The sequence below is a fragment of the Streptomyces marianii genome, from assembly GCF_005795905.1.
GTDB lineage: Bacteria > Actinomycetota > Actinomycetes > Streptomycetales > Streptomycetaceae > Streptomyces > Streptomyces marianii.
Genome location: NZ_VAWE01000001.1, coordinates 6,318,760 through 6,342,702, shown reverse-complemented (window position 1 = coordinate 6,342,702; position 23,943 = coordinate 6,318,760). Strand labels below are relative to the sequence as shown.

Sequence of the window (23,943 nt, the reverse complement as noted above, 5' to 3'; positions counted from 1 at the left end):
AGGCGCGCGCCGGAGCGCGAAACGCTCCGCGAGCGTGCACGGACGGAGAGCGTACGGCGCCGGACGGGTGACGCTCCGGACCTGACGTACGGTCGGTCCCGTCTGCTGCCGGCGGGCGTACCCTTCGTCCGGTGAGCACCAAGCCGCCGTCACCTCGCCGGCCGCTGACCGAGCGCCGCAAGGCCGCGACCCGGCTGGAGATCGCCCGCGCCGCCGCGGAACTGTTCACGGAGCGCGGCCCGAATGCCACGTCGGCCGAGGAGATCGCGGAGCGGGCCGGGGTGGCCCTGCGCACGTTCTACCGGTACTTCCGCAACAAACAGGACGCCGCCGGGCCGTTGCTCGCCATGGCCGCCGAGCGCTGGCGGGCGCTCCTCGCGGCCGCCGGCCCGGGCACCCCGCTGCCCGAGGTCCTGGAGCGGACGCTCGCCGCGGCGCTGTCGGTGCCGGAGGGAGGATCGGCCGAGGGGCTGCGCCGTACCCGGGCGCTGCTGCGCGCGGCGGTACGGGATCCGGCGCTGCGGGCTGTCTGGTACCGGGTGAACCAGGAGTCGGAGGAACGCCTGGTACCGGTGCTCGCCGGGCTGGCCGGGCCGGACGCCGACCCCTTGGAACTGCGGCTCGCGGCGGCGGTCGCCGTGGACGCGCTGCGGATCGGACTGGAGGTCTGGGCCGCGTCGGACGCGCCGCCCGGGGCGGCGGGCGATACCGGGTCGCCGGCCGACCCGGCGGTGCGGTGTCTGCGCGAACTGTCCGGCGGGCTCCGCCCGTTGGCCCCCGCGACCCGGGCTACCCGGTGAGCGGGCACCCCATGAGCACGTCGTCGACGTACCGCCCGGCGAGGAAGAACTCGCCGGGCAGGACTCCCTCGACGGTGTAGCCCTCCGACTCGTAGAGCCGGCGGGCCGGGGTGTTGTGCCCGAGCACCCGCAGGGTGAGGCGGACCGCGCCCTCCCGGCGTGCGGCGTCACCGGCGGCGCGGAGCAGCGCCCGCGCGACGCCCAGTCCGCGCGCCCAGTCGGCCACCGCGAGGCCCTGGATCTGGCGTACGTGCTGGTTGCAGGAGAGCGGCGTGGGGGCGCAGACACGGATGTACCCGGCGATTCTTCCGTCACCGACCGCTCCTTCGGTCACGGGTTCGGCGACCAGGTGCTGCTCCGGCGGGTGGGCTTCGTCGAAGAACGGCCGGTACGGGGGGACCGGGCGCGGCTGGACGGCGTGCAGCGTCGACCAGGTGGCGCGGTCGAGTTCGGCGAGGGCGGTGTCGTCGGTTCCCTGTGCCGGGCGTATGACGAAGGGCGTGCCGGGTTCGGACATGGCGGTCACTGTGTCATGGGGCAGGATGTGACGCATGCGTATTGCTGTGACGGGCGCGGGCGGTCTGATCGGTTCGGCACTGGTGCGTTCCCTGCGAGCCGAAGGCGCGGGTGGGCACGAGGTGGTGCGGCTCGTCAGACGGGCGCCTCGGGCCGCGGACGAGGTCCGGTGGGACCCGGCTCGGCAGTACGTGGACGCGGCGGGGCTCGTCGGCTGCGAGGCGGTCGTCCATCTCGCGGGCGCCGGCGTGGGCGACCGGCGCTGGAGCGAGGCGTACAAGAAGGAGATCCGGGACAGCCGGGTGCTCGGCACGGCCGCACTCGCGGAGGCGCTGGCGTCACTGGAGGAGCCGCCGCGAGTGCTGGTGTGCGGCTCGGCGATCGGGTACTACGGCGACACGGGCGACCGCGCGGTCGACGAGAACGCGCCCCCCGGCGCGGGCTTCCTGCCCGGTGTCTGCGAGGAGTGGGAGGCCGCGGCGGCACCGGCCGAGGAGGCGGGCGTCCGGGTGGCGTTCGCCCGCACGGGACTGGTGGTGGCGCGTGAGGGCGGTGCGTGGGGAAGGCTCTTCCCGGTGTTCCGGGCGGGCCTGGGCGGGCGGCTGGGCAGCGGCCGCCAGTTCTGGAGCTTCATCTCCCTGCAGGACGAGGTCGCGGCGCTGCGCCACATCGTGGACACGGACACGCTGTCGGGCCCGGTCAATCTGACCGCTCCGGATCCGCTGACCAATCGCGAGGTGACGGCGGCGATGGGCCGTGTGCTCCACCGTCCGACCCTGCTCACGGTGCCGCCGGTCGCCCTGCGGGTGTATCTCGGCGAGTTCGCGGAGGACGTCCTCGGCAGCCAGCGGGTCGTGCCGAGGAAGCTCCTCGACTCCGGCTTCGCCTTCTCCCATCCGTCCATCGACGAGGCGATCCGCGCGGCGCTCGCCTGACACGGACACGGGCAGGCCCGACGGACCGGCGGCGCCGGGGACCGACGGCCCGAGGGGGCTCCGCCGGGGGCTCCTGAGCGGCCCTCGCCGTGGGCGGTGCGTGTCCCGGCGCGGGCACCCCGGGGCGCTGCCTTTCACGCCCGGCGGTTCCGCGCGAGGACGGTGGTGCGCTCCGCACGCCCCAGCGTGCGCGCCGGCCCGAGGACGGTCCCACGGCCGTGCGACCCCGTGCTCCCGGGCGCCCGCCGCGCGCGCGTGGATTCCCGCGGCCGGGTTTCTACCCTCGTTCCGAACTTCGGCATTCCGCCAGCCGGTTGGGGGCATGAGCACCCCACCACAGCCGCGCCGACCTCGGGGAGGGCACGTGCTCAGCAGCGCACGCCACGCGGACGTCGTCATCGTCGGAGCCGGGATCGCCGGGCTCGCGGCGGCTCATCGGCTGACCAGTGCGGGAGTCACGGTCGTCGTACTGGAGGCCGGACCCAAGGTGGGGGGCCGGACGGCCACCGGGGAGCTGGACGGGTTCCGGCTCGACCGGACGGTCCGGCTGCTCAGCACCTCGTATCCGGAACTCCGCCGCACCCCCGCCCTGGCCGGCCTCCCGCTGAGCCGGTTCTCGCCCGGCGTGCTCGTGCACAGCGAGGGCCGGCACCACCGCGCCGGAGAGGTCCTCGGCATGCGCGGGACGGGAGGCGCGCGGCGCGCGAGGGGCGCACTGACTGCGGCGCGCGCCCTGGCAAGCTCCCCCCGGACACCTCTCGGCGGCGCCTTCGACCAGGCCCGGCTCGCGGCGGCGCTCGGACGGCTCGCCGCGACACCGCCCCGGCGCCTGCTGGCCCGGCGTGAACTTCCCGCACATGAGGCCCTGTTCAGCCGCGGTCTGCCCCCACGGACCGTTCACGGCTTCCTCCGGCCGCTGCTCGCCGCCCTGTTGAACGACGCCGAGCTGGTCTCCTCCAGCCGCTGCACCGACCTCGTGCTGCGCGGCTTCGCGCGCGGTCGGCTCTGTGTGCCGACGGGCGGCGCCGACAGGCTTCCCGAACTGCTCGCGGACGCGCTGCCGCCGGGCACCGTGCTCACCGGTGCCCGGGTCACCGAGGCGTCCATCTCCTCGGTCACCACCGAGGAGCACGGCACCTTCACCTGCCGCTCCCTGCTCGTGGCGACGGGAGCCCGGGCCGCGGCGGAGCTCCTCCCGGGGCTTCGGGTGCCGGACTTCCACCCGCTGACGGTCGTGCACCACACCGCCCCTGCGACGCCGTTGGCCGAGCCGGCCCTGGTGCTGGACGCGGACGGCTCCGGTCCGGTCGCGCACACGGCGGTGATGAGCGAGGTCGACCCGTCGCGTGCGCCCGAGGGCCGCGTGCTGGTCACCTCCGCCGTGCTGGGCGATCCGCCCGCCGCGCTCGACGAAAGGGTCCGGGCCCACCTCGCGACGCTGTACGGGACGTCCACCGCCGACTGGGAGCTGCTGGACGTGCACCACGACCCGGAAGCCGTCCCCGCCATGCCCGTACCCCACGACCTGCGCCGGCCGGTGCGGCTGCTCTGCGGGCTCTACGTCTGCGGAGGCCACCGGGACACGAGCACCGTCCAGGGCGCGCTGTATTCGGGGCGCCGGGCGGCGCACGCGGTACTGCGCGACTTCGGCATCCAGCCGGAACTCGCACCCGCGCTGCTCGGTACCGCCGCGGCCTGACCATCGGGGCCGCCGGGAACGGGACCGTCCGGCTCCGGGGCCGCAGCCCGGGCCGGGCCGACGGGACCGGGGGCACCGAGGCTCCGGACGCGTGGTCAGAGCCGTGACCCGCGTTCGCGGACACGGCGGAGCCCACGCCCGTCGCACCCGCGGGCGCGTCCCGCCCGATACCGCCACGGGGCCCGGCGATCGGCGGATCAGCCCATCGCCGCGACACGGTCCCGGTAGGTGCGGACCGCGGCCGCGTCGCGGTAGGGCTCCAGCCGTCGCTCGAAGTCGCGCACGTACTCGATGGCCCTGGCCGACCGCATCTCCGAGGCCTGCTGCGCCGCCTCCGCACCGAGAGCGCACGCCTGGTCCAGCTCCCCCAGGCCGAGCCGGGAGGTGGCGAGGACGACTCGGCAGAAGAGGCGGCTGCGCGCGAAACCCGGGGCGCACAGCTGGAGGGAGCGCTCGGCGTGCTGCACGGCCGCTCGGTACTGCTGCAGATCCCGGTGGCAGTGCCCGAACTCGTCGGCCAGCTGCGCCTCGTCGAAGAACCGTGCCCAGTGCGGCACGTCGTCCCCGGGCCGGGCGGTGTCCAGGGCGCGCTCGGCCCGGACGAGCGAGGCCGTGCAGGAGCGCACCTCCCCGAGCACGCCGTGCCCGCGGGCCTCGACCGCGTGCAGCAGGGCCTGGACGGCCGGCGAGGCGGCGGAGCCGACGCCCTGCTGGGCGACCCGGGTGAGCTGGACGGCCTCTCGTCCGTGCCCTAGGTAGACGGCCTGCCGGGCCATGGTGACCAGCACGTACGCCCCGTAGGCACGGTCGCCCGCGGCTTGGGCCAGCCGCAGCGCCTGGACGAAGTACCGCTGGGCGAGGCCGTGGGCGGCGATGTCGAACGACGTCCAGCCCGCCAGCCGGGTGAGGTCCGCGACCGCCCCGAACAGCCGGCGTCCGGTGCTCTCCCCGTACGCCCCGCGCAGCATCGGCTCGGCCTCGTGCTCCAGGTAGCGGACGAGCGCCTGACGGGCGTGACCGCCGCCGTAGGCGTGGTCGAGGGTCCGGAAGAGCTCGCCGACCGACCGCAGGGCCGCGATGTCGCCGGGCCCGACCCGCTGGCCCGGGCCGCGGTCGGTGCCGCGCTGCCGCGGCACCGACGCGCGGCCGCCCTGCCCCGGCACCCTGGCCTGCGCTCCGCTCGGCACGGGCTCCCCGCGGGCCACCCGCTCGTCGGCGCGGCCGATCAACCAGTCGCGGCTCGGGACGACGAGCCCGGCCGGAGTGAACGCGATCTTGCGCAGTTCGGCGTGGCTGCCCGAGTCCTTGCGCCAGAGTCCGCTGACGATGTCCACGGCCTCCTCGGGGGTGGCGGCGAACTCCAGCCCCGCGTAGACCGGCGCACACGCGTCCAGGCCCAGGTCCTGGGCCGACAGCCGCCGCCCGAGCCGCCGGGTGAACACCTCGGCGATCAGTGCCGGTGTGGTGCCGCGCGGCTGCTGCCCGCGCAGCCAGCGCGTCACGGACGTCTTGTCGTACCGCAGGTCGAGGCCGTGCTCCAGGCCGAGCTGGTCCACCCGGCGGGCCAGCCCCGCGTTGGAGAAGCCGGCTTCGGCGATGAGGGCGGCGAGCTGGCGGTTCGGGGTGCGCTGCGGGGGTCGGTCCGTCATCAGCTGTGCGGTCTCCTGCCTTCCGGGCCCGGGTGCGGCCCTCGCAGCCTGGGGTTCCCCCGGGCTCAGCTCTGGGGGAGGAACGGCGCGAATTTAGCGGCCCATACCGGCGCAACCGCCGCCTTCGTCGCGCATTCATCCGATCGTGTGAGGATTGAGGGCAGCGCTGACGGGTGCGGCACGAGTCGTACAGTGGCCGGAGCCTGATGAGTGCACCGTGAACGCTTGAGGGAGGCACAACGGTGAGCGAGCTGCGATTTGTCCATCTGGGCTTCGGCGACGACGCCGTCGAGTACCAGGCGGCCTGGGACGAGCAGCGCCGTGTGCACGCGGCCCGGTTCGCCGGCGAGATCCCGGACACCTGTCTACTGCTGGAGCACCCGCCCGTCTACACGGCCGGACGGCGTACGGAGGACAGCGAGCGGCCGCTGGACGGCACCCCGGTCGTCGACGTCGACCGCGGCGGCAAGATCACCTGGCACGGCCCCGGCCAGCTGGTCGGTTATCCGATCATGCAGCTTCCCCGGCCCGTGGACGTGGTCGCCCATGTGCGGCGCCTGGAGGAGGCGCTGATCCGGACCTGCGCGGACTTCGGCGTGGAGACCACCCGGATCGAGGGCCGCAGCGGCGTCTGGGCCCTGGGCGACCCGGTCGAGCAGCGCCCGCTGGGAGGACTCTCGCTGGACCTCGACCCGCGGCTGCACGACGAGGAGTTCGACCCCCGCCTCAGCGGCCCGGAGTACGCCCCGTCCAACGCCGGTCAGCGCCGTGAGGACCGCAAGCTCGCCGCCATCGGCATCCGCGTCGCCAAGGGCGTGACGATGCACGGCTTCGCGCTGAACGTGAATCCGGACAACACGTGGTTCGACCGGATCGTGCCCTGCGGCATCCGGGACGCGGGGGTGGCCTCGCTCGCCAACGAACTGGGCCGTGACGTGACGATCGCCGAGGTGCTGCCGGTCGTCGAGAAGCACCTCCGCGAGGTGCTGGAGAACGCCGATCTGCGGCCCCGGGCCGTGGAGCGCGGGACCGGCCCGGCGGACGTGACGGAGCCCGCGGGCCCGGCTACGGAGCCCGCCCCGGCGGCCTGAGGAATGCCCACCCCTGGCCAGAGGTTGGCCACGGGTGAGGGCATCACAATCAACGGGCGTACCCTGGTGTCCGCCGAGGAATCGAAGTGTAGGGAGCCGGTCGTGTCCGCTGTAGCACCCGACGGACGCAAGATGCTGCGCCTGGAGGTCCGGAACAGCCAGACCCCCATCGAGCGCAAGCCCGAGTGGATCAAGACCCGGGCGAAAATGGGTCCCGAGTACAACCAGCTGCAGAAGCTCGTCAAGAGCGAGGGCCTGCACACGGTCTGCCAGGAAGCCGGCTGCCCCAACATCTTCGAGTGCTGGGAGGACCGCGAGGCCACCTTCCTCATCGGCGGTGACCAGTGCACCCGGCGCTGCGACTTCTGCCAGATCGACACGGGCAAGCCGCAGGCGCTCGACCGCGACGAACCGCGCCGCGTCGGCGAGTCCGTCGTCACGATGGACCTGAACTACGCCACGATCACCGGCGTCGCCCGCGACGACCTGGAGGACGGCGGCGCCTGGCTGTACGCGGAGACCGTGCGCCAGATCCACGCGCAGACGGCGGACCGCGAGGCCGGCCGCACCAAGGTCGAGCTGCTGATCCCCGACTTCAACGCGGAGCCGGACCAGCTGGCCGAGGTCTTCTCCTCCCGCCCCGAGGTGCTGGCGCACAACGTCGAGACGGTGCCGCGCATCTTCAAGCGCATCCGCCCCGGCTTCCGGTACGAGCGCTCCCTCAAGGTGATCACGGAGGCCCGTGCGGCCGGCCTGGTCACCAAGTCGAACCTGATCCTCGGCATGGGTGAGACCCGCGAGGAGGTCAGCGAGGCCTTGCAGCACCTCCACGACGCGGGCTGCGAGCTGATCACCATCACCCAGTACCTGCGGCCGTCGGTACGGCACCACCCCGTCGAGCGCTGGGTGAAGCCGCAGGAGTTCGTGGAGCTGAAGGAGGAGGCCGACGGGATCGGCTTCTCCGGTGTGATGTCGGGCCCGCTGGTGCGGTCCTCGTACCGGGCCGGACGCCTCTACCAGCAGGCCGTGGACCAGCGGCGGTCGGCAGCCGCACGGCGGAGCGGGGAGAGCACGGCCACCGCCCCGGCCGTGTGAATTCACGCACAAGAAATTACCGGTCGGTAATGGCCGGTTCGTCGCGGCCCGTACGCTCCCCGCAGGTCGGGGGCCCGTGCGGGCCGCGCCATGCTTCCGGTAGTGCGCGGAAAGGTTTCATCAGCGTTTGACCGGCGAGTCACGCCCTGGTAACACCAATCAGTGACGCTGTCTTCACGCACAGCACGCACGCTCCCACCGCTCACCACCCGCTTCCGAGGGAGACCTCCGCCATGCAGGCCGCGACCTCCGTACGCGCCAACGCCTTCCCGACGCTCACCCAGACCCTGCTCGCCGTCGAGTCCGTACTGCTGGGCGGCGGCCAGCGCACCGCCCGCCGCAACGCCTGGACCGCGGTCCTCGAGGACCGGCGCCGTGCCAGGGACCGGGTCGAGGCGCAGCACGTCCTGGAGGCCGTGGCGACTCGCTCTTCCTGAGGCACGTAAACTTCAGGACATGGCGAGGAAGGATCAGGCAGAGAACTCTGCGAACCCCGGGCGACTGAAGCAGATCGCCCTTACCTACAAGATGACCCGGCGGGTCGACTCCAAGGTCGGTCTTGTCGTCGCGGGTGTGGGAATCGTCACCTTCGGTGTCTTCCTCGCGATCGGTTTCCTGATCGACCACCCGATCTATCTGGGCATCCTGGGCTTCCTGCTGGCCTTCCTCGCGATGGCGATCGTCTTCGGGCGCCGCGCCGAGCGTGCCGCCTTCGGGCAGATGGAAGGACAGCCGGGAGCGGCGGCCGCCGTACTGCAGAACGTGGGCCGAGGCTGGACCACGACCCCTGCGGTCGCGATGAACCGCAACCAGGACGTCGTCCACCGGGCCGTCGGCCGCGCCGGCATCGTGCTGGTGGCCGAGGGCAATCCGAACCGGGTCAAGACCCTGCTGGCGGCCGAGAAGAAGCGGATGGCCCGGGTCGCGGTGGACGCCCCGGTGCACGACATCATCGTCGGCAACGAAGAGGGCCAGGTGCCGCTCAAGAAGCTGCGCACCACGATGACGAAGCTCCCCCGTGTGCTGACCGGTCCGCAGGTGACGCAGACGAACGACCGTCTGCGCGCGATGGGCGACCTGATGAGCAACATGCCCTTGCCCAAGGGCCCGATGCCGAAGGGCATGCGGATGCCACGAGGCGGAAAGATGCGCTGACGCCGTCCCGTCCCCGGCCTCGCCGGCGGACGGGCACGACCGCTCGACACGGACGAAGAGGGCGCCCCGGTCCGATCGGGGCGCCCTCTTCGCATGCGGTGGGACGGGCACGGGTGGCCGTAGGAGCGCGCGCGGTGCGCGCCTACGGCCGGGTTCGCGCGGGGTGCGCGGACGGGCACCGGCACGGGACGACGCGCGCGGGGCGGGGTACGCGGGGCGGGACGACGCGCGCGGGGCGGGGTACGCGGGCAGCACGGCGCCGGGAGCGAGCGGTCATGCGGTCTTGCCGGCTACGGGCTGCCGGGCTGCGGGTCTACGAGCTCACCGCTCGCGGCGGGGCGTACGCGCAACCGCTTCCCGGCACCCGGGGCTGTCGGCGGGGCGTACGCGCAGCCGCTTCCCGGCGCCCCGGGCTCCCGCCGGGGAGGCGCGTCAGACGCGTATCCGGACCGCGCCCGGGACACGCGTCAGACGCGTACCTGGACCGCGCGGGCGAGCCGGTCGTGGAGGCCGCGACCGTCGCGGTCCCAGATGAGCGCCGGGACGGCCAGGCAGAGCAGCACGCTGCGGACCAGGACCCTGCCGACGCCGAGCCGTCCGCCGTTCTCGCCGACGACCCGCAGCCCGAGAAGGCGCTTGCCGGGAGTGCTGCCGACGGTACCCACCGTCAGCACGGTGAGCACGAGAAAGACCACCAGTGCGGGGTTGCCCGTCGCGGACCAGTCGCGGCCGGTGACGAGGCCGTATGCGATGAGCACGCACAGGCCCCAGTCGATGAACAGCGCGCCGAAGCGCCGCCCGAGCGGGGCGACCGAACCCGGTCCCTCCGCCGGCAGCCCGAGCCGTTCGCCCCGGTGGCCGAAGTCGGCGCCCATGTCCTCGGCCGCCGCGCGGGGCCCGGAGAGCCACGATCCGATTGCTTGCCTGTTGTCCACCCGTCCACGGTACTGTGCACGCTTTCGATCACCGCCTCCCGGGTGCCCGGAAGCCCCGGGGCAGCCCGTTCCCGGGCCTCGGCCCCCGGCCCGGACGGGGCCGGGCGAGGGCAGCCCGAGGGGTCCGCGAAGCGTGTCGCGGCTCAGGGCTCCGGCTGCCCGGTTAACTTCCGCGAAACAAATGAGTCATGCTGGAGAAATCCCGGCTGCCTAGGGTCGTGTCCTGCGTGTGCCACCGCACTGGCCGCACGACCGAGTCACAACCCCGCCCCTCCCCGGGACGGGAGTAGGAGGAGTTGGATGTTCCAGAACGCCGACGACGCCAAGAAGTACATCGCGGACAACGACGTGAAGATGATCGACGTCCGGTTCTGCGACCTTCCCGGCGTGATGCAGCACTTCACGATTCCGGCCACGGCGTTCGACCCGTCCGAGGAGCTCGCCTTCGACGGCTCGTCGATCCGCGGCTTCCAGGCCATCCACGAGTCCGACATGGCGCTGCGCGCGGACCTCTCCACGGCGCGTCTGGACCCGTTCCGCCGCGACAAGACCCTCAACATCAACTTCTTCATCCACGACCCGATCACGGGCGAGCAGTACAGCCGCGACCCGCGGAACATCGCCAAGAAGGCCGAGGCCTACCTCGCCTCCACCGGCATCGCGGACACCGCGTACTTCGGCCCCGAGGCCGAGTTCTACGTCTTCGACTCGGTGCGCTTCGCCACCTCGGCGAACGAGGGCTTCTACCACATCGACTCCGAGGCCGGCGCCTGGAACACCGGCGCGATCGAGGACAACCGCGGCTACAAGGTCCGCTACAAGGGCGGCTACTTCCCGGCCCCGCCGGTCGACCACTTCGCCGACCTGCGCGCCGAGATCTCGCTGGAACTGGAGAACGCCGGCCTGCAGGTCGAGCGCCAGCACCACGAGGTCGGCACGGCCGGCCAGGCCGAGATCAACTACAAGTTCAACACGCTGCTCGCCGCGGCCGACGACCTGATGCTCTTCAAGTACATCGTGAAGAACGTCGCCTGGCGCAACGGCAAGACCGCGACCTTCATGCCCAAGCCGATCTTCGGTGACAACGGCTCCGGCATGCACGTCCACCAGTCGCTGTGGCAGGGCGGCTCCCCGCTCTTCTACGACGAGCAGGGCTACGCGGGCCTCTCGGACACCGCCCGCTACTACATCGGCGGCATCCTGAAGCACGCCCCGTCGCTGCTGGCCTTCACCAACCCCACGGTCAACTCGTACCACCGCCTGGTGCCGGGCTTCGAGGCGCCGGTGAACCTGGTGTACTCGCAGCGCAACCGCTCGGCCGCGATGCGTATCCCGATCACGGGTTCCAACCCGAAGGCCAAGCGCGTCGAGTTCCGCGCGCCGGACCCGTCCTCGAACCCGTACCTGGCCTTCTCGGCGCTGCTGCTCGCGGGCCTCGACGGCGTCAAGAACAAGATCGAGCCGGCCGAGCCGATCGACAAGGACCTCTACGAGCTCGCCCCCGAGGAGCACGCGGGCGTCCCGCAGGTCCCGACCTCCCTCCCGGCGGTCCTCGACGCCCTCGAGGCGGACAACGAGTACCTCCAGGCCGGCGGCGTCTTCACGGCCGACCTGATCGAGACCTGGATCGACTACAAGCGCACGAACGAGATCGCCCCGATCCAGCTGCGTCCGCACCCGCACGAGTTCGAGCTTTACTTCGACATCTAAGAGGCATGGTCGGGCGACCTGGGCTGAGGCCCTGGAAACTGGCTGTGACCTGCGAAGACTCTTCTCAGTAGTTCTCACTGTCACCGCTTGCTTTCCACCCCCTTGTGCACCGAGTGTGCACCGCCCGGCCAATTCTCTGACTTGATGTCAGAAACGCTGCGAGGGCCGCTACCGCATAGTCGGGGTAGCGGCCCTCGCTGGCTCGTCCAGGCTCTTGATAAAAGCGGACTGACGTGCGCGCGGCTCGGCAACCGAGCGGCCGTCACGCCGCGTCCCCTGGACATGACCGCCATCACACCCACATCCGACGTGTTTTCGCTCAACCTCATGTATTCAGCTACGGCCGTGACTTGATGCCCCGACAGAAGAAGGGTGCCTCCCACCTGCGATGATCTGGACTTCCTAGATCAAAACCGTCGCAGAGAAGAGACACCCAACAGGTGCAGGCTACCGAATGGGATCACCGGCTTGCCGTGCGGGCCGATGGCAAGAACCTGACCGGCCACGCGGGCGTGGTGCTGCTGCGGAAGGTCGCCGACCGCGTCGGCCTGGCCACCGTGCTCAGCGCGGCGCTGCCGAAGGGCACTGGGCCTGGCTGGCGTGACCGGGGCATGGCGCTGGTCCAGCTGGCCTGCGCGATCGTGCTCGGCGCGACGAACATCCTGGAAGCCGAGCAACTGCAGCACCACTGGAAGAGCCTGTTCCCGCGGCCGGTCTCGGACAGCACCCTGCGCCGCACTCTGGAGGCGATCGACGGTCCGGTGGCGGCGCGGATCGAGCGCGTGCGCGCCGTGGTCCGGCGCATGGTGTGGACCCTGCTCGCCCTGCGCCCCGGCGGCTTCCCTTGGATCGCGGTGTGCGGCAGAGAACTCACCGGCTGGTACGTCCTCGACCTCGACGCCACCATCGTGACCTGTAGCAGCAAGAAGGAGGGTGCGGCCGGCACCTTCAAGGGCAGCTTCGGCCACATGCCGCTGGGAGCGTGGGTGGCCAACACCCGCGAGTGTGTCGCCATGCTGCTGCGACCCGGCAACGCGCCGCCGAACGATGTCGACGACCACAAGAGTGTCCTGGCCTCGGCGTTTCGGCAGCTCCCGCTGCCGCTGTGGTCGAAGCTGCTGATACGGATCGACGGCGCGGCCTTCAGCCACGACGTCCTCGGCCACCTCCAGAGCCTGACCACCAGCCGGCGCCGGGTGCGCTGGGTGACCGGCTGGGCCATCAACGACGCCGACGAGAAGGCCATCGCCCGGCTGCCGGAGAAGGTGTGGACGGCGGCGCTGCGGCAAGACGGCCAACTGCACGAGATCAAGGGCCCCGACGGCGAATGGCTGTCCTACCAGGTCGCTGAGCTGACCGGGGTCCGTGACCTGACCGGCTGGCCCGAGGGGATGCGGTTGATCGTGCGCCGGGTCAAGCCCTCGCGCCGGGATGCGAAGAAGCTGACCGCCTTCGAGAAACGCACCGGCTGGCGCTACCAGATCGTCGCCACGAACATCCCCTCCCACCAGGGACTTTCCGGGGTACCCGGCTCCGGCCAGGTCTGGTTCGTCGACGCCCTGTACCGCGATCACGCCGAGGTCGAGGACCGCGTCAAAGCGATCAAGCGGGTCGGCCTCGGGCTGCTGCCCTCGAAATCCTGGCAGTTCAACGCCGCCTGGGTGCTGGCCGCCACGCTCGCCGCCGACCTCGACGCCTGGACCCGGCTCCTCCTCCTGCACGACGAGCCCGAACTCGCCGCCGCCGAACCGGAGACGATCCGCAGGAAGCTCTACCACCTGCCCGCCCGCCTCACCTCCCACGCCCGCCGCCGCACCCTCCACCTTGACCGCACCTGGCCCTGGGCCGGCGCGTTCACCGCCGCCTGGAAGCGCGCCACCGAACTCCCGGCCCGTACCTGACGACCGGCCACCACCCCGACGACACCGGAGAGGAGAGGACCGCAGCACCCCCGGGGCCCGTGGAACCCGACGCCCCGCAGCGTCACGCGACGGCCAGTCCCGATACGGCATGGGACATACCGGGCAGCCAGCCGCACACGGCGACGCCGTCACGCCACCGAAGAATCGAGGTCAAGCTTGGGAAGTGGAGCACTTGCGGCTGGTGATGACTTCGAGCTGGTAGAGGCCGCCTTCGGGGTCCGACGAGGTTCTGACCACGCGGATCTGGCCGCTGGCGTCGCAGTACTTGCCGGTTCCTCCGGTGATGGCGGTCAGAAAGGGGGGCTGCGGATCGCGCGTGGCGTTCTGCCACGTGATCTGGCCGTCTTCGAGGACATAGGACCCGTAGCAGGTGCTGGTCTGGGGAGTGGAAGCCGCCAGGACACAGTTGGTCGTGACGAAGCCGACGGTCTCGCCCTTCGAGTTGACCAGGTCGGCAGTGAAATTGGGGAACTGCCCCTGGGGGTCGGTGGTGGTCAGGGTGATCTTCTTCACGCGGTCCTTGTCGTGGCCGGTGTCCGCGTGGGCCAGAGGCGCACTGAGCACGGCGGGGAAGACGGTCAGTACGCACAGCGGCAGCGCGCGCGAAGTTCTCATGGTGTGTCCTCAGCGTCTCGAGGGCGAATAGTCCTTCCGAAGCCGATCTAATCTCGGCCCGGCCCGGACTTCTAGCTATGCACGGCCGGACAGGTGTGCGCGACACGTGTCAATGGCCGTGTAGTTCGCCCCGCAGGCGGCCAGTAGTCACGGCAGCGGCGTTGTCACGTTGGCTGGCTCGTAGGATGATCTTGGTGTTGATCAGGGCGGGAGGGGCCGTTCGTGGGATCCGTGTCGCCGTCGTACAAGGGGCACCGGTACCCGGGCGAGAGGCGTTGTCACGTTGTTGAGTGCGTGGGTGTCTGGCGGCGCGTCGGGGCGTGGTGAAGCCCGGTTCCGGGTTGCTGCTCAGCCCTTGGTGGGCAGGCCGGCGACTCCGGTGACCTGCTCCCAGAGCATGAAGCGGAGGGTCATTTCGGCTCGGTAGTTGTGTGCGGCCATCCGGTGGCGGTGGGGCCGGCAGTGGGGTGAGATGCCGCTGAACGCGGACAGGAACCGCTGGGCTGCTCCAGCGGAGCGGAAGCCCTTCATCGCCCGTTCGCGCTGGCGAGTGGGCTGGTGACTGTTCTCCCGCCCGGTTGCTTCAGCCCCTTGTGCGAGCGGTGCTCCACCGAGGGCATGACCTCACGGTGAGCCGCGCCGTAGGAGCGGAGCTTGTCGGTGACGACCACCCTCGGCACCGCACCGGTCTTCTTCAGCAGCCTGCGGACGAAGCGCCTGGCCGCAGCCTTGTCCCGGCGGGACTGCACAAGAATGTCCAGGACGTTGCCGTCCTGGTCGACGGCCCGCCGCAGGTATGAACCGCGGGTCCTGGCGCTTGCCGCGGGAAGAGCGGCCGCGTCCGAGATCGCCCGGAAGCCGGATATTGCCGGGTGGACACTGCGGAATCATATGGCCGCCGCCGTCGGCGAATCCGGCGCGCAGCCGGATTCAGCGGTGTCCTGCTTCGTGGGACTGGTAAAGGCACCTCCTCACATTTGGCCGCCATCACCCGACCGTCACGTGGCGGATCCGGGCCGAGCAAGTATATTCAGGTCAAATTGCACTTCCGTTTCCATCCGAGGAAAAATGATTAGCATCTTCTACGATGTGCCTCTTTGGCCTTCGGCGCTCATCTTCATCCTGGTTTTCGGTGCAATCGCAATGGCGGGAACGCTGGCCGCGCGAAAGTACCTCACGCAAACCATCGACAGAGAGCCGAAGTGGGGGGACATTTGTCAAGTCTTCTCCAATGCCATCATCGTGTTCTACGGACTCCTGGTCGCCTTGATCATCGTCGCGACCTATCAGGACTTTTCGACAGCCTCCTCGTCGACCCAGACAGAGGCAAACGAAATCTCCCACTCCTACAGGCTCATCGAGGCCTTCCCGGAGCCGGACAGAGGGAGAATGCAAGATGACATCAAAGCCTACCTCGACTGCGTGCTAGAAAAGGAGTGGCCAGCGCAGAGTCAGGGCGCAAACCCAACACGCCTATGCCGCCAAGAGGTCACCAACTTCCTCGACAAGCTATACAAATTCGAGCCCACCACAAACAGGCAGAACGCCATCTATCAAGAAACACTTTCAGCTTACGGAGACTTCCTGGATGCGCGGCGCGGGCGACTGGGAGAGGTGAACCAAACGATTCCTGCAGTGCTGTGGGTCATCGTCTACGTTGGGGCGATCTCAACTCTGGCGTCAATTTTCCTACTGCCCGTGAAGTCGATGAGGATGCATATTCTGATTTCACTCATGGCGAGCACGACTCTAGCTTTGATGATTTTCGTGATTGCGGCAATGGACGACCCCTTCAGGGGCGAACTCAAAATTGAACCCACCCAATACGAGGACCTTCGAATTTCGTTCGATCCTCTCGCCGAACCGCAGTCCGTCAGACCCAAGGGCATTGCATGAAGCAGGCCGTTCGCCGGACGGTGGATGGAAGGCGAAGCCCGTTCCGCCCCGAGCCCGGTCACAGCATCGACGGAGGTGGCCATGTGGACGGCTCTCCGGTTCCTGTGCGTACACGGAGTGCCGTCCGGAGTCCGGACCGTCGAGGTCCTCGGGGCACGGTGGTGGACCTCCCCGTTGACCGCGCGCTCAAGGCGAAGATGTAGGGCACGGCGATGGACTTCCCCGCCGCGCCCGGCCCTTCGATACGGCCGTTGCCGGCTGACGGCAAAGCTCCCCGGGACGCGGAGGTTCCGTCCCGCCGTCCGCGGGACGGAACCTCCGCGTCGGGCGCGGGAGTCAGCCGTCCTGCTGCGCCCCTCCGGGCCGCAGCAGGGCGCGAAGTTCCGCGACCGCGTCGCGCAGGCGGTCCGCGAAGGCGTGCATCCGGTCCGCGACCGGCAGCGGGGTGCTCAGGTAGAGGTTGAAGCGCTCGGGGAGCAGTACGTAGGCCACCCCGATGCAGCGGCTGCTGGTGGATCCGAAGCCGAAGAACTGGATGTTGCCGGAGGGCGCGGAGCTGGTGCTGAGGTAGTCGTCGCGCATCTTCAGCCAGCCCGGGGTGCGGTAGAGCGCGGGCTGCTCGGTGACGCCGAGCTCCGGGCCTCGACGGCGCTGGACGAGTTCCAGTTCCCACAGGTGCTGTTCGGGCACCTGTCCGGCCTGGGATGCCTTCGCACGCGCCACATGGGCGTCGGCCGCGGCACGGAACGCTGCGAGGCGCCCGGCCGGGGACGCGGCGGGATCCTCCATCGCCGTGACGAACGCCCGCATCTCCGGTGTGACGACGCGCATGGCCTCGGTGCGCCCGTTGCGGTACTGCCGGGTGGCGATCGATTCGTACGTGGCGCCCAGGAACCCCCTGGCCCGCTGGTGGGCGAGCTGGTAGGCGCACTGGACGAAGGCGTCCGGGGACATGCCGAGCGACTTGGCCGTGGCGCTGCCGAAGTCCGGGAAGGACACGGTGGTGGTCGCGGTGGCCTCCCCGTACGCGGCGAAGGACTCCGCGGCGGCGCGCACCTTCTCCCTGAGCGGAGCGTCCAGCGTGAAGACGACCGGCTCCGGCACGGGCAGGCCCTGGCAGCGGGCCCCCGAGCGGCGGGAGTGCTCCCCGGCCGGGGTGTCCAGGAGGAAGTCGGTGAAGCCGAGGATGGTGGTGCCGTCGAGTTCGCAGTGCTCGACGTTGATGCCCGCGCGGCCGTCCGCGAAGACGACGAACGACACGGCCTTGTCGAACCAGCGGTTCCCGCGGTCGCCGTACAGCAGTTCGTCGCATGCCTCCTGGACCCCGGAGGGTGTGAAGTCCTCCAGGCAGACGCAGAACAGCGCGGTTTCGACGACGTCCAGCGACTCCGCGTTGCGGGGGTCGGCGTGCAGCAGTTCCGCACGGGCGGACGCCCACTCCGCACGCGCCATCGTGGTGAGGTGGCCCACCGAGGTGTCCGGTGCGGCGGGCTCCGCCCCGGCCTTCACGACCTCGCCGAGTCCGGCCTCCAGTTCCTCCAGCCCGTGGGGGACGCCGTCCGGGCCGAGCACGTCCAGCCGGAACATGCCGCCGCGGAAGAACACCACGATGTGCCGGGCGTCGGACGGGCCGGGCCGGCCGTGCCCGTAGGGGGCGCGGACGGTGTCCTGGGGCACTCCCGGGATCCTGGTGGTGGAGTAGAGGAACGTGTTCTGCACCATCGACTGGGGCACTCCGCGCTGCACCACGGGCGGGAGCTGCTCCCGGTCGAGCAGGCCTTTGTGGTGCAGCGCCCCCGCGATCAGCCCGGCCGCGCGCGCCAGCTGCCCCTCGCCGGTGTCCTGGAACAGGAAGAAGAAGTTGGCGTTGAGCGCGATACGGTCCCGCCGGCCCAGGTAGCGGTACGGCCAGAACGTGTCCAGCCAGCTGTGCACGCCCTCGGTGGCGTCGTACTCCTCCAGTGCCGCGTGCAGGACGCGGCCGGGGCCGTCGGGCCGGAGGAAGGCGGAGACCTCCGCCTCGGTCGCCGCGAGTTCGTCCGCGGTGAGCAGCGGAGCGCACCAGGCGAGGAACCGCTCGCAGCTCGCTTCCGGCGTCGGCAGCGGTACCCGCGGCAGGCCCGCCTCGTTGGCGAAGGTGGAGGGGGCCGTGCCGGGCGCCGGGGCCTCCGGCGCGGACGTCTGACGGTTGTTCACCACTGGTCTCGTTTCGGGTCGTCGGTGCCTGGGGTGTCGTACGGCCGGGAAAGGTAGAGCTGTGCGTGGAGCCAGCCTTCCGCTTCAAAGCCCCGCGCATCCACCCCGGCGGCCGCCATGCCGTCGAGGACGAGCGCCTGCTCCTCGGGGGAGGCGAACCGCCGCTGCCTGAAGACCTCGCCGACCCGGACGGTGCGGTATCCGAGCCCGGCGAGGGCCTGTTCGACCTGGTCGAAGGGGAACATCCGCAGCACGAAGTGCGCCATCCACGGCAGGTGGCCGCCCTGGGCCCGGACCACGCGCATCAGCGTCCGCTCGGTGACGTAGCCGAGGCAGCCCGTCGAGATCACCAGGTCCGTGCCGGCGAGCTGGGCGTGCTGGCGGGGCGTGGGATCGTGGTTCTCCAGGTCGGCGTGGACCGCGTCGTCGAGGAAGCCCGCCTCGAGGGCGTAGGCCAGCGCGCTGCCGGCGGCGTCCAGACCCACGAAGCGGAGGGGCTGTGCCGGGCGGCGGCAGCGGGCCAGTTCACGGTCGCGGGCCAGCAGGGCCGCGCGGCTGTCGTCGGCGGCCCGAGTGTCGCCGTAGCGGTCGTACAGCTCGTCCATGGTCGCGTCGTACTTCACCAGCGCGGCGTTGATTCCGTAGGAGCAACCGATGTCCAGCACCTGCGGCACGGTGACCTGCCGGGACTCGCGATACTCCTGGATCAGCTTGGTGAACCAGGGTTTGGCCTGCTGGGGGATGCAGTAGCCGAGGGGGCGGAGCACGGTGAAATACGTGCGGGGGTCCGGCTGTGTGTAGATGTGTTCGAGGGTGACTTTTCCGGTGGCGTCGAATCGCACGGGGTTCTGCTCCTCCGGGGGATCGCTGTGTGGGAAACGCCTGCGGGCCGGGACGGACACGCTGCCCGGCCGCAGTGGTCCGGCGGTGGTGGGCGGGGGGCGCGTGTGCCGGTGGCCGTGGGCTGATGTGCCGGCGCCGTGGCCGCGTGGGGCCGCGTGCGGGCCGGCCCGGAGGGTCCGGGCGCGGCCCGGGTGAACGGCTCCTCGAGGGCTGTCCCGCAGTCCCCCCGGGGGGCCGGCGCGCGGCGTCGGATGCGGTGCATCGCAAGGCGGAGAGTCGTCCTCGTACCGGGTGTGTTCGGATGATCCGACAACGCGGCGAGGCGCCGTGGCCGTCGTCGCGCGCCCGCCGGGGATTGCGGTACAGCCGCTAGGGCGTGTTGCAAGAGTCCCTCCTGGCCTGCGGGCGGACGGAGCTACTTTCGCAACACGCCCTAGTCCAGCAGCCGGTCGCCCCGCACGGCACCGCCCTCCGCCTCCAGGTGCTCGGGCAGCACCCGCCCGAACAGCTGCCGGGTGCGGGCGACGCTCCCGATGACGCCGGGGCGCTCGCTGTAGGCGAAGATCGCGGAGTGGCGGGCGGTCCCGCCCCGGACGGGGCTCACCCGGTGCAGCGAGTAACGGCCCTTGAAGAGCTGCAGATCCCCGGGCCGCAGGGGCAGGCGGCGGACCAGACGGCCGCCGCGGCCGTCGAGGACGTCCCGCACGCCGGCGAAGTTCTCGTCCTGCGCGGACCTGATGCCGGGGCAGTACTCGAAGACGCCGCCGTCCTCGGGCTCCCGGGTGAGCATGCTGACGGTGAACTCGTTGGTGTCGAAGTGCCAGGGGTGCTCCATGCCGGGCGGGACCACGTTGAGGACCAGTCCGGAGAGCGGGTCGGCCAGTTCGTACAGCCGCGGCAGCCCGAAGCAGCGGGCGACGAACTCCCTGAACACGTCGTTCGAGTAGAGCCGGCCGACCAGCGAGTCCTCGGGAATGCGGTCCCTGGCGACGAACGCGTTGCCGCGCTGGAACGTCCTCCGGCCGGGATGGTCCTCGGGCAGGTCCGAGTCGACGGCGATGTTGTAGACGTTCACCGTCTCGACGTCGTGGTACGCACGGGGGGCGAGCGCCGAGCCCTCCTCGCGCAGGACGTCCTGGAGGGACGGGCGGATGAAGTCGGGCAGCACGGTGCAGCCCAGGTCGGACAGCTCGCGCCGGGCGCGGGCGACCACCGCCCGTCCCTCGGCGCCGTCGAGCTCCGACAGCGGATACCGGTTCGCGTCGACCACCTGGGCAAGCGTCATGGCTTCCAGTGTGCTCATTCGATCCTCTCGGCATGCGGGCCGCGGGCGACCCCAACTCTAGTGAGGAACAACAGAGTTGAACTTCCCACAGCCCCGGCTGCTTGTCTGTGACACGTCACACGGGCGAGGCGGCGGGGCACCGTCCGGGACGGCGGGGTGGACGGACGGGACGGCGGGGGTAGGCGGACGGGACGGCGGGGGTAGGCGGACGGGACGAGCGCCGCGCGCGGTCCCCGGGCAGGGGCGCCCGGGGACCGCGGAAGGCGCGTCCCGGCCGTCAGACCGCCGCCGTCCGTCACCCGAGGGTCGCGGATGCCGGTTCCGCCGGTGCGGGTCCGGCCGTGACGGTCTCGCGGGACCTCAGTCCGCGTAGTGGATCAGTGAACGCACCATGCGGCACGTCGTGTCGGACGGCGGATGGATGCCTATGCGCTCGGCCGTGGTGCGTATCCGCCGGTTGCTCGCGTTCGCCGGGTGGTAGACACCCGTGTCGAGCAGCGCGATGGCCAGACGCATGGCCTTGAGCCGGCGGTTGTGGGATTCGTACCACTCGCGCGGGAGTCCCGCGGGCAGTGGCCTCTTCGCCGGCGCGGGCAGTGCCGGCGGGTGCTCCGGCCGCCTGGCCCTCCTCTTCGCGGCCCCCGTCCTCGCCCCCCTCCTCGTGCCCTGCTCCGTCCCCGTCATCATCGTGATTGCGGCAACGCCCATCGGCGACCTCCTGGCGCGGTGGTTGGTCCCTCACGAACTAGTTCGATTTTATCGCCCACCACTGACAATCACCCCAGGCCAAAGGGCGTTCAGGGGTGTTCGAGTGGCGCACGGGGAGTACAGTGCCGCAATGGAGATCTGGATCAATCCCGCGTGCTCGAAGTGCCGCAGCGCGCTGCGGCTGCTCGACGAGGAGGGCGCGTCGTACACGGTGCGCCGCTACCTCGACGACGTCCCGTCGGAGCAGGAGATCCGCGAGGTCCTCCAACGGCTCGGGCTGGAGCCGTGGGACATCGCCCGGACCCAGGAGGCGATCGCCGGGGAACTCGGCATGAAGGGCTGGCCGAAGGACGCGGACTCGCGTGCCCGGTGGATCGCGGCGCTCTCCGCGCACCCGAGGCTGATCCAGCGTCCGATCATCACCGCGGACGACGGCACGACCGTGGTGGCGCGTACCGACGAGGCGGTACGGGCCGCACTCGGCCGCTGAACGCGCCCATCGCGCCGGACCGCACGGACGTACCGCACCGACGGGCACGCCGCTGAGGACGGTGACGGCACCGACGGCGGTGACAGCGGCGACGGCGGCGGCGACGGCGACTGCGACGACGGCGGCGTTCGAAAAAACGATGCCGGGATGGCCGGGATGACGGCGTCCGTCGACCGGCCTTGAACCTCCAGGCCCCCGCCCACCTGCGAAAACTTAAGCCGCAGTTAAGGAAGTCACCGCTGAGACGTTGAGCGGGGCCCTCGGCCTACTCGTACGTAACGGCACACGGAACCGATCCGGCCGCCGTTCAGAGCCGGGGACAGGAGCCTTACGTGTCGCGCAAGAAGACCCTCAGCGGCAAGAAGAAGATCGCGCTCATGATCGGTGCCACGGCACTGGTCGGCGGCACTGTGATTGTCATGACCGGAACAAGCAATGCCTCGGCGGCCTGTGACGGCCTCGCCCAGGCGGTGCGCAACAACGAGAACTTCATCGCGGGCCAACGGGCCAATCCCGACGCCCAGTCGGAAGCACGGATCGCCAACCGCGAGGCGGTGATCAGGCAGATCAACCTCCAGCAGGAAGCCGCCGGCTGTGCGAAGGGCTCCGGCGGAGGGGACCAGGCGGCGGCTTCGGCCCAGCCTCCGGCCGATGGGGGCCAGGCGGCCGGAGGTACGGGCGCGGGTGGCGACGCGGCCGGGGAGGTCGTCTGCGCCGGCCAGAACCTCACGTTCTCCAACGACGGCGGAGCACCGGCGGCCTCCAGCGGCCAGTTCCCGATCGGCACCCAGCTCAAGGTCACCAACCTGGCCAACGACAAGACCACCACCGTCGAGGTCACATCGACCTCCGGCAGCTGCGCACTGCTGAACGCCGCGGCCTTCGAGCAGGTCCGCGAGGCGGGCAAGAACGTGATCCGCGAGGTCCGCATCGAGCGCCTCGGCGCGGGCGGTGGCGGCGAGGCCGCCGAGCCCCCGGCCGCCGAGCAGCCGCCCGCGGACCAGGCAGGCGGAGGGGACCAGTCAGGTGCCGCCGGTGAGGTCGTCTGCGCCGGATCGACGGTGACGCTGTCCGGTGAGGGCGGCGATCCGGCGGCCTCCAGCGGCCAGTTCCCGGTCGGCACCCGGCTGAAGGTGACGAACCTCGACAACGACAAGTCGACGACCGTCGAGGTCACGTCGACATCCGGCAGCTGCGCGCTGCTCAACAACGCCGCGTTCGAGCAGGTCCGGGAGCCCGGGAAGTTCCTGATCCGCAACGCCCGCATCGAGCGCGTCGGCTGACGCGCCCCCCCTGCTCCCGGGTGCCTGCGACCGCCCTGCGGGCACCCGGGGGAAGCCGGTACGGACGGGATCACGAAGCCGAGGGTCCCGTCCACCCGGCCCGGCCTCTTCGTGGCCGGAGGCTCCGCGTCAGTGCAACGGCCTCGAAACCGCGGCACTCGGGCCCTGGCGTCCCACAACCGCGGGGTGCGGGTTCAGCCCCCGGCCGCCCCGGGCCGTGCCTTCTGCAGCCGTTCCTCCGCCTGCGCCAGGATCTCCGTGATCCGCAGGCCCAGACGTACGTCGCAGGCGTGCGGATCGCCCGTGCGGACCGATTGCAGCAGGGCGTCCACCGCCGAGCGGAACGAGCCGACCGCGTCGCTCCACGGCGGCATGGGAACGCGGCCCCGCTCCCCGTACAGGTCGATGCTCGCGCCGGCCGCCTCGGGAGGCGCGCTCAGGCCCACGGTGGCCGTGCTCGACGCCCCGGACGCGTGCCGGAACGCCAGATGGGCGGTGTCGGCCGGTCCGCGCAGCGCCGTCAGCTCCGTGATGTCTCCCAGCACCGGCAGCAGCACCGACAGCACATGGGGGCCGACGTCCCACAGCCCGCCCTTCTCCCGCCGCCAGGGCGAGGCGGCGTACGGGCCCGCAGAACCGGGCCCGAAGAGCGAGCTGAGCCAGTGCGCCCGGCCCGTGAACCAGCCTCCCGCGGCGCCCTGTTCGGCGATCCACGGGGCCGTGTCCGCCGCGAACCGCAGGGTGCAGAAGACGACGGACGCGACCCCCGTACCCTCCGCCGCCGCCACCACCTCACGGGCCCCGGACACGGTCGTCGCCACCGGCTTGTCCAGGAGCAGATGCCGTCCGGCGGCGGCCGCGCGGGCCGCCAGCGGGGCCTGGACGTCGGGTGGCAGGGCGAACGCGACGGCGTCGCTCGCACCGATGAGCGCATCCACGTCCTCGTACGCCTCGACCCCGTGGGCCGACGCGAGCGCGGCGGCGGCCTCCGGGCGCCGCCCCCACACACCGCTGAGGACGGCCCCCGGATGCGCGGCGAGAGCCGGTGCCTGGGTGCGCTCCGCCCAGGGGCCCGTTCCGATCAGTCCGATGCGCAGTCTCGTCATGCCGCCAGTCTGCC

General features: G+C 71.2%; 20 protein-coding genes and 2 pseudogenes. 12 read left to right on the top strand and 10 right to left on the bottom strand.

Annotated elements, in window-relative coordinates:
• The first annotated feature begins 131 nt into the window (after positions 1-131).
• The gene (locus tag FEF34_RS28800; protein WP_138055756.1) at positions 132-800 is read left to right on the top strand and encodes a TetR/AcrR family transcriptional regulator; all 669 of its coding nucleotides are present in this window, start codon (positions 132-134) and stop codon (positions 798-800) included.
• Here the strand turns inward: FEF34_RS28800 and FEF34_RS28795 are convergent.
• Positions 790-1,317 carry a GNAT family N-acetyltransferase gene (locus FEF34_RS28795; RefSeq protein WP_138055755.1) on the bottom strand — a complete coding sequence of 176 codons (528 nt, stop codon included), beginning with the start codon at positions 1,315-1,317 and terminating at the stop codon, positions 790-792. The two genes, FEF34_RS28800 and FEF34_RS28795, sit on opposite strands and share 11 nt — an antisense overlap.
• 34 nt (positions 1,318-1,351) lie before the next feature.
• Here FEF34_RS28795 and FEF34_RS28790 point away from each other — a divergent pair, with 34 nt between their 5' ends.
• Together FEF34_RS28790 and FEF34_RS28785 are read left to right on the top strand one after the other, a co-directional pair.
• Positions 1,352-2,251, top strand: a complete 900-nt coding sequence (locus tag FEF34_RS28790; protein ID WP_138055754.1) for a TIGR01777 family oxidoreductase — start codon at positions 1,352-1,354, stop codon at positions 2,249-2,251.
• Positions 2,252-2,615: 364 nt separating this feature from the next.
• Positions 2,616-3,950, top strand: a complete 1,335-nt coding sequence (locus FEF34_RS28785) for an NAD(P)/FAD-dependent oxidoreductase (RefSeq protein WP_138055753.1) — start codon at positions 2,616-2,618, stop codon at positions 3,948-3,950.
• Positions 3,951-4,147: 197 nt separating this feature from the next.
• Here FEF34_RS28785 and FEF34_RS28780 read toward each other — a convergent pair whose 3' ends face one another.
• Positions 4,148-5,599, bottom strand: a complete 1,452-nt coding sequence (locus FEF34_RS28780; protein ID WP_138055752.1) for a regulator — start codon at positions 5,597-5,599, stop codon at positions 4,148-4,150.
• A 242-nt stretch (positions 5,600-5,841) separates the two neighbouring features.
• Here FEF34_RS28780 and lipB point away from each other — a divergent pair, with 242 nt between their 5' ends.
• The 4 genes from lipB to FEF34_RS28760 all read left to right on the top strand — a co-directional run bounded on the left by lipB (position 5,842) and on the right by FEF34_RS28760 (position 8,940).
• The gene (gene lipB, locus FEF34_RS28775) at positions 5,842-6,690 is read left to right on the top strand and encodes a lipoyl(octanoyl) transferase LipB (RefSeq protein ID WP_138055751.1); all 849 of its coding nucleotides are present in this window, start codon (positions 5,842-5,844) and stop codon (positions 6,688-6,690) included.
• Between the two features lie 102 nt (positions 6,691-6,792).
• Positions 6,793-7,785 (top strand): lipoyl synthase, encoded by a 993-nt coding sequence (lipA, locus tag FEF34_RS28770; protein WP_138055750.1) that lies wholly within the window; start codon positions 6,793-6,795, stop codon positions 7,783-7,785.
• 233 nt (positions 7,786-8,018) lie between these two features.
• Complete coding sequence (locus tag FEF34_RS28765; protein ID WP_017949918.1) at positions 8,019-8,222, top strand: SCO2195 family GlnR-regulated protein; 204 nt, start codon at positions 8,019-8,021, stop codon at positions 8,220-8,222.
• A 19-nt stretch (positions 8,223-8,241) separates the two neighbouring features.
• Positions 8,242-8,940: a DUF4191 domain-containing protein gene (locus tag FEF34_RS28760; RefSeq protein ID WP_138055749.1), complete on the top strand. Its 699-nt coding sequence runs from the start codon at positions 8,242-8,244 to the stop codon at positions 8,938-8,940.
• Between the two features lie 467 nt (positions 8,941-9,407).
• On the opposite strand, the gene FEF34_RS28755 is transcribed toward FEF34_RS28760, so the two are convergent.
• Positions 9,408-9,875: an RDD family protein gene (locus tag FEF34_RS28755; protein ID WP_138055748.1), complete on the bottom strand. Its 468-nt coding sequence runs from the start codon at positions 9,873-9,875 to the stop codon at positions 9,408-9,410.
• Between the two features lie 300 nt (positions 9,876-10,175).
• Here FEF34_RS28755 and glnA point away from each other — a divergent pair, with 300 nt between their 5' ends.
• Positions 10,176-11,585, top strand: coding sequence for a type I glutamate--ammonia ligase (gene glnA / locus FEF34_RS28750; RefSeq protein WP_093660179.1), 1,410 nt, complete (start codon positions 10,176-10,178; stop codon positions 11,583-11,585).
• A gap of 440 nt (positions 11,586-12,025) precedes the next feature.
• Positions 12,026-13,486 carry an IS1380 family transposase gene (locus FEF34_RS28745; protein ID WP_234042603.1) on the top strand — a complete coding sequence of 487 codons (1,461 nt, stop codon included), beginning with the start codon at positions 12,026-12,028 and terminating at the stop codon, positions 13,484-13,486.
• Positions 13,487-13,657: 171 nt separating this feature from the next.
• Here FEF34_RS28745 and FEF34_RS28740 read toward each other — a convergent pair whose 3' ends face one another.
• Together FEF34_RS28740 and FEF34_RS28735 are read right to left on the bottom strand one after the other, a co-directional pair.
• Positions 13,658-14,122, bottom strand: a complete 465-nt coding sequence (locus tag FEF34_RS28740; protein ID WP_138055747.1) for a hypothetical protein — start codon at positions 14,120-14,122, stop codon at positions 13,658-13,660.
• Between the two features lie 476 nt (positions 14,123-14,598).
• Positions 14,599-14,919 (bottom strand): annotated as a pseudogene (locus FEF34_RS28735) (IS6 family transposase); the annotation flags it as partial.
• 271 nt (positions 14,920-15,190) lie between these two features.
• Between FEF34_RS28735 and FEF34_RS28730 the strand changes: the two are divergent.
• Positions 15,191-16,018 carry a bestrophin-like domain gene (locus FEF34_RS28730; protein ID WP_171053131.1) on the top strand — a complete coding sequence of 276 codons (828 nt, stop codon included), beginning with the start codon at positions 15,191-15,193 and terminating at the stop codon, positions 16,016-16,018.
• Positions 16,019-16,354: 336 nt separating this feature from the next.
• On the opposite strand, the gene FEF34_RS28725 is transcribed toward FEF34_RS28730, so the two are convergent.
• The 4 genes from FEF34_RS28725 to FEF34_RS28710 form a co-directional block, all read right to left on the bottom strand.
• On the bottom strand, positions 16,355-18,214 hold the full coding sequence (locus tag FEF34_RS28725) for a choline/carnitine O-acyltransferase (protein WP_138055745.1): 1,860 nt from the start codon (positions 18,212-18,214) through the stop codon (positions 16,355-16,357).
• On the bottom strand, positions 18,211-19,056 hold the full coding sequence (locus FEF34_RS28720; RefSeq protein WP_138055744.1) for a class I SAM-dependent methyltransferase: 846 nt from the start codon (positions 19,054-19,056) through the stop codon (positions 18,211-18,213). The genes FEF34_RS28725 and FEF34_RS28720 overlap by 4 nt, the downstream gene beginning before the upstream one ends.
• 434 nt (positions 19,057-19,490) lie before the next feature.
• Positions 19,491-20,360 carry a HalD/BesD family halogenase gene (locus FEF34_RS28715; protein WP_138055743.1) on the bottom strand — a complete coding sequence of 290 codons (870 nt, stop codon included), beginning with the start codon at positions 20,358-20,360 and terminating at the stop codon, positions 19,491-19,493.
• 342 nt (positions 20,361-20,702) lie between these two features.
• The gene (locus tag FEF34_RS28710; RefSeq protein WP_234042602.1) at positions 20,703-21,050 is read right to left on the bottom strand and encodes a hypothetical protein; all 348 of its coding nucleotides are present in this window, start codon (positions 21,048-21,050) and stop codon (positions 20,703-20,705) included.
• A 130-nt stretch (positions 21,051-21,180) separates the two neighbouring features.
• Between FEF34_RS28710 and FEF34_RS28705 the strand changes: the two genes are divergently transcribed.
• A complete protein-coding gene (locus FEF34_RS28705; protein ID WP_138055742.1) occupies positions 21,181-21,540 on the top strand; it encodes an arsenate reductase family protein in 360 nt (119 codons plus the stop codon).
• Between the two features lie 965 nt (positions 21,541-22,505).
• Positions 22,506-22,823: pseudogene (locus FEF34_RS44335) on the top strand (hypothetical protein); the annotation flags it as partial.
• A gap of 194 nt (positions 22,824-23,017) precedes the next feature.
• On the opposite strand, the gene FEF34_RS28695 reads toward FEF34_RS44335, so the two are convergent.
• Positions 23,018-23,929 (bottom strand): Gfo/Idh/MocA family protein, encoded by a 912-nt coding sequence (locus FEF34_RS28695; RefSeq protein WP_138055740.1) that lies wholly within the window; start codon positions 23,927-23,929, stop codon positions 23,018-23,020.
• Positions 23,930-23,943 lie beyond the last annotated feature (14 nt).